This is a genomic window from Streptomyces sp. NPDC007917 (assembly GCF_042959105.1).
GTDB lineage: Bacteria > Actinomycetota > Actinomycetes > Streptomycetales > Streptomycetaceae > Streptomyces.
Genome location: NZ_JBIBKK010000002.1, coordinates 116,879 through 126,570, shown reverse-complemented (window position 1 = coordinate 126,570; position 9,692 = coordinate 116,879). Strand labels below are relative to the sequence as shown.

The window sequence follows — 9,692 nt, the reverse complement described above, 5'->3', positions numbered from 1 at the left end:
TGGCACCTGCGAGTTCTTCGGGGGGCGCCTGATGGGGCGGTCCGGCTGGGGCGGCCGCGCCACACCGGAAAGTTCACCCGTATGAGGGAGCCCATGGAATTGAAACGTGCCGGGCCCCTGATCCCCGTGCGCCTCAGGCCTGTCCCGCCGCCCGCCTCAGTCGTACGCCTTCATGCACAGCATCGTCGCGCCGTCGTCCACCTCCGTGGACCAGTACGTGTTGCTGTCGTACTGCCCGTGGCGGCACACCTCGGCGCCGGCGCCCGTCGCCCGGTAGATGTCCGTGACGACCAGGATCTCGTTGTACGGGACGGGAACCCGGCGGTCCGTGCAGTTCGGGGACGACAGCATGGCGATGCTGCTGACGTTGTTGCCTTCGTGCTTGGCGAGCAGGCAGTCACCCTGGCGGTACTGGCCGGTGAGGCAGAGCTCGGTCCGCTCGCCGCTGCTGGTGGAGTAGTACGACCAAGTGGCCTTGCCCACGCCGGACGGGCAGTCGCCGGTGGTACCGGTGACCTTCACGCGCGTCCCGTAGCCGCAGGACGTCGTGTTCGGCTCCTCCTCGCTCCAGTCGTACTTGGTGGTGCCGCCGTAACCGGTGTCGACGACGTCCAGGCAGTCCCCGTACGAGACGGCCTTGAACGCCTCTTCGGTGGGGTCGGGCTCGGGCTCGGGGGAGGTGGTCTCCGGCTCGGGTTCGGGCTCGGTCTCGGTGTCATCGACGCCGCCGCTCGACGAACTGGAGGAGCTGTCTGTGTCGGTGCCGCTGTCGGTGCCGCTGTCGCTGTCGTCGTCTCCGAGGCCGCTGGTGGTTCCGCTGCTGCTGGAGAGGGTGACACGTGAGCTCGGGCTGCTGCTCGGGGTGTCGTCGTCCTTCTTGTCCCAGGGGTGCCAGATCAGGGCCCCGATGATGAGCGCAACCAGCAGCAGGCCGCCCCAACTCTCCGAGGAGCCCGTACTCTTGGCGGGCTGTTTGGCCGCTCCGGACTTCGGCGTGGCCTTGGGCGTCGACGCCGTGCCGGTGCTCTTGTTCTTGGTGGCGGTCTCGGTCTTCTCGTGCGCTATTCGCTCGCGCTCCTTGCGCTGCTTCTCCTTCTGCTCGCGTTCCTTGCGCTCGCGTTCTTTGCGCTCGCGCTCCCTCCGTTCCTTCTCCTTCCTCTCCTTCTCCCTCCTCTCCTGATCCTTGCGCTCCCGCTCCCGGCGTTCCGCCTCGTCCTTCCGCGCCTGTTCCCTGTGCCTGCGCTCCTCCTCTTCCCGGCGCGCGAGCTCCCGTGCCGCCGCCTCCGCCTGCTCCTCGGCCTGCGCCTGCATCAAGGCGTCCCGCTGCTTGCGCAGGGCCTCCAACTGCTCGCGCATCTCGCTCAGCGCCTCGTCCGCGCGCTCGGGAGCGCCCTCGGACCTCACCTGAGTCGGCGCCTCCGCCGCGGCGAAGTCCACCGCCTCGCTGCGCAGTTGGCGCCCCTGCTCCGCGTACTCCTCGATCAGCTCGGTCCACGCCTGCGGCAGCCGCTGCTCGGCGCCCAGGTCCGCCGTGCCCTGGTCGAGGTCGGCGAGGACGTCCCGCAGCAGGTCGGACGGGGTGGGACGGCTTCCGGGGTCGACCCGCAGCAAGGGGAGGATCAGCGGTTCCAGCTCGGGCGGCAGCCCGCTCGTGTCGAGCTCGCCGCGCTGGACGAGGGCGAGGACGCCGAAGGGGTGGTCGGTCTGCTCGTACGGCGGGCGGCCGACCGCGAGGAAGAAGAGCGTGGCGCCCAGGGAGTACAGGTCGGACGCGGCGGTGGACTTCTTGCCGCACGCCTGTTCCGGCGAGGTGAAGGCGAAGGTGCCGATGGTCGTGGTCGAGCTGGTGTGGTCGTGGGCGTGCGAGATGCCGAAGTCGATGAGGCGGGGGCCGTCATGGGGCAGCAGGATGTTCAGGGGTTTGATGTCCCGGTGGACGACCCCCAGACCGTGCAGCTCGACCAGCGCCCGCGCCGCCCCGGCCGCGATCCGGCGCACGGCGCCCGTGGGCAGCGTTCCCGCGCTGACGACGAGTTCGCCCAGGCTCGGCGCCGGAATGAACTCGATGGCGAGCCACGGGCGCTCCGCCTTGGGGTTGGCGTCGAGCACCGTGGCGGTGTACGCACTGTCGACCCGCCCCGCCAGCTCCACCTCGCGGGCGAACCGCTCCCGGTCCGGCCTGCTCACGAACCCCTCGGCGAGAAGTGTCTTGACCGCCACGAGCCCGTGGTCCACCACGGTGCCGGTGGGGCCGGCGGCGCTGGCGGCGGTCCCGGGGGCCTCCTGCCGGGCGAGATAGATACGGCCCATGCCGCCGGTGGCGATCCGCCGCAGCAGCCGGTAGGGGCCGAGCCGCGGCGGATCGTTGGATTCGAGCGAGTAGAGCTTCATTCCGGCCATGCGGCGTCACTCCCCATGTGCGTCCCCCGTCCGTGCTGTTGCCCGGATGCGCCCCGTGCGCCATGCGCGCTGGTGCGAATCAGCGATCAAGCCGTGCCAGGGTAACGGGAGTTACGAGAATCCGCGGGGCCGGAGTGAGCGGCGTTGGTCAGACGAGGTGCCGGGAGAAGAACCGCAGCGTGCTGTCCAGTTCGAAGGCCGGGACCTCCCCGTGTCCACCGGGGTTGGCGTGCAGCGTCTTCTCGGCCGAGGCCAGGGCGTCGAACAGCGCCAGGGCCTGCGCCCGCGGCACTCGCTCATCGTCCCACTGCACCAGGAATTCGACCGGGACGGTGATCCGCGCGGCGTCCTCGGCCGCGGCCAGGGCCCCGCCCTGGCCCAACACCGCCGCGCGGACCCGGGGTTCGGCGGCGACGAACGGAACGCCGAGTCCGCACCCCAGAGAGATGCCCCAGTAGCCCACCGGACCGGCGCCGACGTGGTCGAGCCGCTGGACCGCGTCCAGGGCGGCCTGCCACTCCGGGACGGTCTGGCGGGCCACGAGCGCCTGGAAGCGGGCGATCAGCGGAGCCGGCTCTTCTCCGGCCTCGACACGAGCGTGGTTCTCGGCCGCGATCCGGCCGTACTTCTCGTCGCTCGGCCGGTCGCCATGGCCGGGCACGTCGACCGCCAGCGCCGCGAAACCGCGTTCGGCCGCCAAGCGGCGCGCGAGGGCCAGGATGTCGGGGGCCTTCTTGTGCTGACCGCCGCCGTGTCCCAGCAGGACCAGGGGACGGGTGCCGGCGGCACCTTCCGGCGTCCACAGCGCGCCGGGAAGCTCGCCGAGGGTGAAGAGCTGTTCGCGGACACTGTCGTACGAGGTGTCAGAGGTGAAACGCATAGCGGCGCAAGCCTTTCGGGATGCCTTCTGCGGGCACTCCCTAGGCCATGCGGGGGAGGAAGGCCCGACCTGTCACAGTGTTGATCGGTCTCACCTCCTCGGTTCGCAGCGGCGCACGGCGGGGCCGACAGTATCACGAGGCCTGATCCGACCCCTTGGCGCGCCGTGATCATCCATGGCGGCTGGAGCGTGCTCAAGAACTCCTCGTGACTCTCCCGGGTGCCCCGTGGTCCGTCAGCGGCGGAAGGGCCCGGTCACCTCGTAGGTGATGCCGCCCGAGGAACTGCCGCTCGTACCGCGCTGGCTGGAGAAGTACAGCCGGGTGCCGTCCGGTGAGAAGGCCGGGCCGGTGATCTCGGAACCGGACTGGCCGTTGATCCGCAGGAACGGCGCGACGACGTCGTCCGGTGTGATGACGCAGATCTCCATGTTGCCGCCGTCCTCGGCGACGAACAGGTCTCCGGAGGAGGAGCCGGTGACGTTGTCCACGCCGGTCAGCGGGGCGGAGCCGGGGCTGACCAGGGAGTCGTCGTAGGCCAGCTCGTAGGTGCTGCTCGCCAGGTTGAGCTGCCAGACGCGGTTGTCGCCCTTGGTGGTGAACCAGACGGTGTCGCCGGCGTAGTGGCAGCCCTCGCCACCGTTGAAGATCTTGGCGCCCGGGACCTGGTCGCGGGTGACGGTGGGGGAGCCGTCGGGGTCGGGTACGTTCGCCCAGCTGAACGACCCGGAGGCGCCGGAGCCCGCGGTCAGCACCTGCAGCGTGCCCAAGGAGAGGTCGCCCCAGGTGGCCGGCACGAACCGGTAGAAGCAGCCGTCCGGCTCGTCCTCGGTCATGTAGATCACCTTGCGCACCGGGTCGGCGGCTGCCGCCTCGTGCTTGAACTGGCCCATGGCGGCGCGGCGGGTGGCGGCCTTCACGCCCCAGGGGTCGGTCTCGTAGACGTAGCCGCGGCTGACCTCTTCACAGGAGAGCCAGGTGTGCCAGGGCGTCGCGCCGCCCGCGCAGTTGTTCCGCGTGTTGGACAGGATGCGGTGGGCGCCGGTGATGGTGCCCGAGGAGTCGAAGGTGACGGCGCCGGCGCCGCCACCGGTGCTGATCTCGGAGTTGGAGACGTAGATCCAGCCCGTGCCGTCGGCGAAGCAGGCGCCGCCGTCGGGGGCGTTGTGCCAGGTGTAGGAGGTGCCGGAGACGACCTTTCCGGAACGGGCGATGACTTTGCTCGTGAAGCCGTTGGGCAGCTGGATGCCGTTCGCGTCGGCCGTGCCCAGCGCTCCGTAGGGGCCGGGTCCGTTCTGGGCGGGGGCCGCGTAGGCGGCGCCGCGCATCAGAGTGCCGCCGAAGGCCGCGGCCGAGGTGCCGATGACCGCTCCGCGCAGGAAGGTACGACGTTCCACTCTCACTCCCGGGGTGTGTGTGCCCGCCGCCGGCCGGCGGCGGGGCCGCGCTCGGGGAGCCTAGGGCCGAGAGGTGGCCCGTCAATGGACGACGTATGACACGGGTGAGGATTCCGGCCGTCCTGACGCCGCCATGGCCGCCGTAAGGGATGCGTCAAAGCCGTACGGGCGGCCGTAAGAGAGCCGTCAACGACGCCGGAAACCAGCCATGAGCGCGCTTTGCTCTCTTCATCGATTCGAATCATCGAATGATCAGATTTTCATCCGATCTCTAGGAGCTCGCGATGGCCGACGTGGCCTTCGTCGTCACCACGATCGCGTTGTTCGCGCTCGTGGCTCTCGTCGCCAAGGGGGTGACGAAGCTGTGACCGCCGAGAACGTCGTCGGCCTCGTCGTGGCCGTCGCCCTGCTGGGCTATCTCGTCCTCGCCCTGATCTTCCCGGAGAGGTTCTGAGCCCCCTCATGAGTCCCGTCCTCGCCGGCGTGCTCCAGCTTCTCGCCCTGATCGGGGCGCTGGCGCTCGTCCACCGTCCACTCGGCGACTACATGGCCACGGTCTACTCGACCGACAAGCACCTGCGTGTCGAGAAGTGGATCTACAAGGGCATCGGCGCCGACCCGAACACCGAAATGCGCTGGCCCGCGTATCTGCGCGGCGTTCTCGCCTTCTCGGCCGTCTCGGTCCTCTTCCTCTATCTGCTGCAGCGGCTTCAGGGCGCGCTGCCCGGCTCGCTCGGCTTCGCCTCCGTCGACCCGGACCAGGCGTTCAACACGGCCGTCTCGTTCGTGACCAACACCAACTGGCAGTCGTACTCCGGCGAGCAGACCATGGGCCATGTCGTGCAGACCGCCGGCCTGGCCGTACAGAACTTCGTGTCGGCCGCGGTGGGCATGGCGGTGGCCGCGGCGCTGGTGCGGGGCTTCGCCCGCTCGCGCACCGGTGAGCTGGGCAACTTCTGGGCCGACCTGGTGCGCGGCACGATCCGGGTCCTGGTGCCGCTCGCCGCGGTCGCGGCGGTCGTCCTGGTGGCGTGCGGCGCGATCCAGAACTTCTCCGGCATCCACGAGGTCGGCCAGTTCATGGGCGGCTCACAGCAGTGGAACGGCGGTGCGGTCGCCTCGACGGAGGCCATCAAGGAGATCGGCACCAACGGCGGTGGCATCTTCAACGCCAACAGCGCCCACCCGCTCGAGAACCCCACCCCGTTCACCAACCTTTTCGAGATCTTCCTGATCCTGGTCATCCCGTTCTCGCTGACCCGCACGTTCGGCCTCATGGTCGGCTCGGTGAAGCAGGGGTACGCGATCCTCGCCACGATGGCCACCATCTGGATCGGATTCACGGCGCTGATGATGTGGACCGAGTTCGCCCACCGCGGCCCGGCGCTGGAGCTCGCGGGCGGGGCGATGGAGGGCAAGGAGGTCCGCTTCGGGGTCGGCGCCTCGTCGATCTTCGCGGTGTCCACCACGCTCACCTCGACCGGTGCGGTGGACTCCTTCCACTCCTCGTTCACGGGCCTGGGCGGCGGCATCACCATGCTCGGCATGCAGCTGGGCGAGATCGCGCCCGGCGGTGTGGGCTCCGGCCTCTACGGCATGCTGATCATGGCGGTCATCGCGGTGTTCATCGCGGGCCTGATGGTCGGCCGGACGCCCGAGTACCTGGGCAAGAAGATCGGCACCCGCGAGATCAAGCTCGCCGCCTGCTACATCCTCGTCACCCCGGCCCTGGTGCTGATCTTCACGGCCGCGGCGATGGCCCTGCCGACCCCGCAACACTCCATGACGAACACCGGGGCGCACGGGTTCTCCGAGATCCTTTACGCCTACACCTCCGGTGCCAACAACAACGGTTCGGCCTTCGCCGGCCTGAACGCGGACACGCAGTGGTTCAACACCACGATCGGCATCGCGATGCTGCTCGGCCGGTTCGTGCCGATGGTGTTCGTGCTGGCGCTGGCGGGCTCGCTGGCGGAGCAGAAGCCGGTACCGGCCACCGCGGGCACCCTGCGCACCGAGAAGCCCCTGTTCACCGGCCTGCTGGTGGGCGCCATCCTGATCATCACCGGTCTGACGTACTTCCCGGCGCTCGCGTTGGGCCCGCTCGCCGAGGGGATGGCGGCATGACCGGCATGACGACCGACACCAAGAAGCACGAGGACTCGATGTCCACAGCCACTCCGGCCCGGGCGCCGCACAGCGACGTACCCACCGGCCACAGGCCCGCCGAGGGCCGTGTCGGCGCGGGCCTGTTCGACCCCGGGCAGCTCCTCAGATCGCTGCCGGACGCCGTCCGCAAGCTCGACCCGCGGGTGATGGTCAAGTCTCCCGTGATGTTCGTGGTGCTGGTCGGCTCGGTCCTGACGACGGTGTTCTCGTGGCAGGACCCGACCGACTGGTTCGGCTGGGCGATCAGCGCCTGGCTGTGGCTGACCGTGATCTTCGCGAACCTCGCGGAGGCGGTCGCCGAGGGCCGCGGCAAGGCGCAGGCCGACACCTTGCGCAAGGCGAAGACCGACACGGTCGCGCGCCGGCTCGACGGCTCCGCGGAGGAGCGCGTACCCGGCACCGAGCTGAGGATCGGCGATCTGGTCGTCTGCGAGGCGGGCGACGTCATCCCCGGTGACGGCGATGTCGTCGAGGGTGTCGCCTCAGTGGACGAGTCGGCCATCACCGGCGAGTCCGCGCCCGTCATCCGCGAGTCGGGCGGTGACCGCAGCGCCGTCACCGGCGGGACGAAGGTGCTCTCCGACCGCATCGTCATCAAGATCACGACGAAGCCCGGCGAGACCTTCATCGACCGGATGATCAACCTCGTCGAGGGCGCGGCCCGGCAGAAGACGCCCAACGAGATCGCGCTGAACATCCTGCTCGCGTCCCTGACGATCGTGTTCCTCCTCGCCTGCGCCACACTGCCGCCGTTCGCCGCGTACGCGCACAGGCACCTGACCATGGTCGTCCTGGTGGCCCTGCTGGTCTGCCTGATCCCGACCACGATCGGCGCACTGCTCTCCGCGATCGGCATCGCCGGTATGGACCGCCTGGTCCAGCGCAATGTGCTCGCCATGTCCGGGCGCGCCGTCGAGGCCGCCGGTGACGTCTCCACCCTGCTGCTCGACAAGACCGGCACCATCACGCTCGGCAACCGCCAGGCGGCGGAGTTCGTGCCGGTGCGCGGCGCCACCGAGGCCGAGGTCGCCGACGCCGCGCAGCTCTCGTCGCTGGCCGACGAGACGCCCGAGGGCCGTTCCATCGTCGTCCTCGCGAAGGAGAAGTACGGGCTGCGCGAGCGGCACCAGGGCGAACTGACCGATGCCGAGTGGATCGCCTTCACCGCTCAGACCCGTATGTCGGGGGTCGACGTCGACGGCAGGAAGGTCCGCAAGGGCGCGGCCGGCTCGGTCGTCGCCTGGGTCCGGGAGCAGGGCGGTACGGTCGCACAGGACGCGGACGAGATCGCCGGCCGGATCTCCGAGGCGGGCGGTACGCCGCTGCTGGTCGCGGTCCATGACGTTGGCCCGGACGGGAGGGGCGACGCCCGGATCCTCGGGGTCATCCACCTCAAGGACGTCGTCAAGGAGGGCATGCGGGAGCGGTTCGACGAGCTGCGCCGCATGGGCATCAAGACCGTCATGATCACCGGCGACAATCCGCTGACGGCGAGGGCGATCGCCGAGGAGGCGGGCGTCGACGACTTCCTCGCCGAGGCCACCCCCGAGGACAAGATGGCCCTCATCAAACGCGAGCAGGCGGGCGGCAAGCTGGTCGCGATGACCGGCGACGGCACGAACGACGCGCCCGCGCTGGCCCAGGCGGACGTCGGGGTCGCGATGAACACCGGTACGTCGGCCGCCAAGGAGGCCGGCAACATGGTCGACCTCGACTCCAACCCGACCAAGCTCATCGAGATCGTCGAGATCGGCAAGCAACTCCTCATCACCCGGGGCGCCTTGACGACGTTCTCCATCGCCAATGACGTCGCCAAGTACTTCGCGATCATCCCGGCGCTGTTCGCGGCGGTCTACCCGGGGCTGGACAAGCTCAACATCATGGGCCTGTCCTCACCCGACTCCGCGATCCTGTCCGCGGTCATCTTCAACGCGCTGATCATCATCGCGCTGGTGCCGCTCGCCCTGCGCGGGGTGCGGTACCGCCCGGTCAGCGCCGACCGGATGCTCCGCCGCAACCTCGCCGTCTACGGCCTCGGCGGGCTCATCGCGCCCTTCATCGGCATCAAGATCATCGACCTGCTCATCTCGCTCATCCCCGGGATCGGCTGAAGGACATGAACAACACCCTGATGAACACCGCCCGGTTGCTGGGCGCGGGTCTGCGCGCCCTCCTCGTGCTGACCCTGGTGACGGGCGTCATCTATCCGCTGGTCATCACCGGCATCGCCCAGGGCCTGTTCCACGACAAGGCGAACGGCTCCGAGATCAGGGCGGACGGCGAGGTCGTCGGCTCGTCCCTGATCGGGCAGGCCTACAACCTGCCGCTGAAGAAGGGGCAGGAAACCCCGCGGGCGGACCTGAAGTGGTTCCAGGGCCGCCCGCAGAACGGCCTCGGCGGCAACAGCCGCAACACCCAGTACAAGCTCATCCTTTCCGGCGCCACCAATCGCTCGGCGGACAACGAAGAGCTCATCCAGTGGGTGAAGGAGGCCAAGGCCACCGTCGCCAAGGACAACTCGGTGGCCGGCTACCGGGTCAAGCGGTCCGATGTGCCCGCCGACGCGGTGACCTCCTCCGGCTCGGGCCTTGACCCGGACATCTCCCCGGCCTACGCCGACCTTCAGGTCCACCGCGTCGCCGCGAGGAACGGCCTGCCCGTCTCCCGGGTGCAGAAGCTGGTCGACGACCACGTCGAGGGGCGCACCCTCGGCTTCATCGGCGAGCCCAGGGTGAACGTCCTGGAGCTGAACATCGCCCTCAAGGCGCTCCTGGCGAAGAGCTGAGGTGGGCGGGGGCGGGGAAGGGGGCTCGTCGCGGGCGCGGCCCGGGGCTTTCCCGGGTACGGC

7 protein-coding genes are annotated in these 9,692 nt (G+C 69.7%); 4 read left to right on the top strand and 3 right to left on the bottom strand.

Annotated elements, in window-relative coordinates; genetic code table 11:
• Nucleotides 1–156: 156 nt before the first annotated feature.
• The 3 genes from ACFZDL_RS03640 to ACFZDL_RS03630 form a co-directional block, all read right to left on the bottom strand.
• A complete protein-coding gene (locus ACFZDL_RS03640; RefSeq protein ID WP_353591177.1) occupies nucleotides 157–2,400 on the bottom strand; it encodes a protein kinase in 2,244 nt (747 codons plus the stop codon).
• A 148-nt stretch (nucleotides 2,401–2,548) separates the two neighbouring features.
• A complete protein-coding gene (locus ACFZDL_RS03635; protein ID WP_353591176.1) occupies nucleotides 2,549–3,280 on the bottom strand; it encodes a dienelactone hydrolase family protein in 732 nt (243 codons plus the stop codon).
• A gap of 234 nt (nucleotides 3,281–3,514) precedes the next feature.
• Nucleotides 3,515–4,675 (bottom strand): alkaline phosphatase PhoX, encoded by a 1,161-nt coding sequence (locus tag ACFZDL_RS03630; RefSeq protein WP_353591175.1) that lies wholly within the window; start codon nucleotides 4,673–4,675, stop codon nucleotides 3,515–3,517.
• Between the two features lie 364 nt (nucleotides 4,676–5,039).
• Here ACFZDL_RS03630 and kdpF point away from each other — a divergent pair, with 364 nt between their 5' ends.
• From kdpF to ACFZDL_RS03610, 4 genes are read left to right on the top strand one after another with little or no spacing between them, the layout of a single operon-like run.
• A complete protein-coding gene (kdpF, locus tag ACFZDL_RS03625) occupies nucleotides 5,040–5,129 on the top strand; it encodes a K(+)-transporting ATPase subunit F (protein ID WP_009326374.1) in 90 nt (29 codons plus the stop codon).
• A gap of 8 nt (nucleotides 5,130–5,137) precedes the next feature.
• A complete protein-coding gene (gene kdpA, locus ACFZDL_RS03620; protein WP_353591174.1) occupies nucleotides 5,138–6,802 on the top strand; it encodes a potassium-transporting ATPase subunit KdpA in 1,665 nt (554 codons plus the stop codon).
• 5 nt (nucleotides 6,803–6,807) lie between these two features.
• Nucleotides 6,808–8,955 carry a potassium-transporting ATPase subunit KdpB gene (gene kdpB, locus ACFZDL_RS03615; protein WP_353591371.1) on the top strand — a complete coding sequence of 716 codons (2,148 nt, stop codon included), beginning with the start codon at nucleotides 6,808–6,810 and terminating at the stop codon, nucleotides 8,953–8,955.
• 5 nt (nucleotides 8,956–8,960) lie between these two features.
• The gene (locus ACFZDL_RS03610; RefSeq protein WP_353591173.1) at nucleotides 8,961–9,629 is read left to right on the top strand and encodes a potassium-transporting ATPase subunit C; all 669 of its coding nucleotides are present in this window, start codon (nucleotides 8,961–8,963) and stop codon (nucleotides 9,627–9,629) included.
• Nucleotides 9,630–9,692 lie beyond the last annotated feature (63 nt).